The sequence below is a fragment of the Bacillus sp. FG16 genome (assembly GCF_057809515.1).
Window position 1 is genome coordinate 1 of the sequence record NZ_JBMDKC010000215.1, and the last position, 2,315, is coordinate 2,315.

Here is a 2,315-nt window from a genome sequence, read left to right on the forward strand (position 1 = left end):
TCATCGATTACCGTGTACCACAATCTATGCGTATGAAATTACAAACTGCTTTTGATTCAAAGGTGATAAATGAATCTTTCAAAAATGCCAAAAATATTGCAAGAAAGGCTGCTAAAAAATTCAATTTACTAGCGGATACAGATGTATTCCACAACATTCTTGCGAATGCGTCAGCTATCTTGTTCTCTAAAACGCATGAATACGAGCATAATGGTACGTTGTTGAAAAATCCGATCGGCTATTTTACCCGCACGTTTAAACAAATGGTCTACAACTATATCGATAGCTTTAGGGATATACATAATCTTGCAAATCGTAAGAAAGATATTTCTACTCGTGATACGTTATTTCTAAAGATGATTGGCGAATAATTTTAATTCCGAATCGCCATTTGATTCATGAAATCATGAATCGACTTTGTTTGGAATATGCGAAAATTGGGAGAGTACATATCATATTGTGTATCCGTAATGATGAGTAGTGAGGGGAAATATTTGGATTTCTTCGGTTGCCATGGTTCTTGCTGCCATTCCAAACTATGAAAGTAGAATTCGTAACGATTTACTTTTTCTTGCATAACTTTCTTACTGTAGACTGAATTCTGTACTTCTATGAAAAACGGAGACTGTCGCCATATAGTAAAGATATCAGGCTCCATGTATGCTTTACCGTATTTCGGCTCAACTTTAAATAATTTTGGCTTTTCGTACTGGAGAAGTTGCTTATATACATCCACAATGGCGAGGAAATGTGGAATCTTTTGACTCGTTTTTCGAATCGTACTCGGTTGCGGAAAATAGATATATGGCTGCTGTGATACATTTGCATCCACACTTCCATCTCTTCTTAACCGCTTCATCACCGTATTACAACAAGTCACAGCTTTCTTGAGTCCTTGAAAATGCAAATCGATAATATCATCACGGGACATGCATCGAAATCGCTGTAAATCCTTTAGGATTGCCTTATCTCTATTCTTCATGATTCAACACTCCAAACAAAGGCATTTTTTCTTGTTCTGGACTTGGAAGCTCAACTGTATTTTTCAATACACGGTACGGTTCAATCATTTGTTTCGCTTTGTTTAAAGCTAAATAAGGCGCTTGCACTTTCTTGAGCCCATGTAATTTTAGAATCATCTGACCAGATTGCTCTAAGTCTTCTGCCCCAGGTGTACCCATGATCTTACTATTAATGCTATCAGCACACCTGAAGCCCATTCTGACTGTCATGTTTAGTTTCAATTTACCATCTAACACTTTTGCATCTGGACGTTGCATACTAAGCATAAGAAAGACTCCTAGAGATCGACCGACTGCGGATATTTTTTCAATTGTAGCCATACAATCTTTTTCATCTTGTAGCATTGCTACTTCATCGATAGCAAGTAAGATGTATGGTTTTTGATTGTCAGGATTCAATTTATTGCATTCATCGATATGATCCACTTCATACTCTTCCATCAGCTTTCTACGTTCGCGTATTTCCTTCCAAACTTTTTGAAGCATGAGTTTCATTTCGACTTCTTCCATACATACTTCTTTTATATGTTTGACTCGCCGTAAGAAATGAAACTCAGAATTTTTCAAATCGCCTAGGTACAAATGCAAGGTATCAGGCGACATGGTTTGAATCAATGTAGACAAGATAACTCGCACCATACTACTTTTTCCTGAACCTGTTTCTCCCGCAATGAGAAGATGCGGTGTGTTTGCATCCACCATATCGTAAGTACTCATTTTCCCAAACTGATCACGGCCTACCACAACAGGAAGACGATATTTTTGCAATAATGGCTGCCATTTCTTATAACTATAGTTGTATGGTTTTAATCCAACATCCGAATGGAATACGTGAAGTACAAACTTTTTAATATCTCCTTCAATTGCTATATTACGTCCTAATATTTGTTGAAAACAGAACCACTTCTTTTCAATCTTCTTTGGATCTAATCCGTTTGGAATGGTAAACACATATTGTACACATTGGTTCGAAGAAGTAACAACATGAATCTTGGGATAAATCGGGATTTGTCCGCCTCTTGTTTGATGTTCTATATATAAACCTGCCTTACGAAACACTTCAATTAGTTGCTGCTTTAAAGACCTCTTATTCATCCATTCTTTTAGTTTCTCCATGATAAGCCCCCTAGAACATGATTACAATTCGAATAAAGACATAGCCGATGAATCCCACTCCTCCAATTCTCATCCCATAATGAATACCATCAGATAATAATTTAGCCGCTAATACATAATCCTTTTGCACAAGATATTTTTCTAGCAGAACTGCCCCGATTAAAACTGTTCCCATTA

2 protein-coding genes and 1 pseudogene are annotated in these 2,315 nt (G+C 36.8%); 1 reads left to right on the forward strand and 2 read right to left on the reverse strand.

Going from position 1 to position 2,315, the window contains the following annotated elements:
* Positions 1-371, forward strand: a pseudogene (locus tag ACODS7_RS31690) (cytosolic protein); the annotation flags it as partial.
* A gap of 2 nt (positions 372-373) precedes the next feature.
* Here the strand turns inward: ACODS7_RS31690 and ACODS7_RS31695 are convergent.
* Positions 374-982, reverse strand: coding sequence for a replication-relaxation family protein (locus ACODS7_RS31695; protein ID WP_243168455.1), 609 nt, complete (start codon positions 980-982; stop codon positions 374-376).
* On the reverse strand, positions 972-2,138 hold the full coding sequence (locus ACODS7_RS31700; RefSeq protein WP_488828531.1) for an FtsK/SpoIIIE domain-containing protein: 1,167 nt from the start codon (positions 2,136-2,138) through the stop codon (positions 972-974). Before ACODS7_RS31700 ends, ACODS7_RS31695 begins: the two co-directional genes overlap by 11 nt.
* Positions 2,139-2,315: the final 177 nt, after the last annotated feature.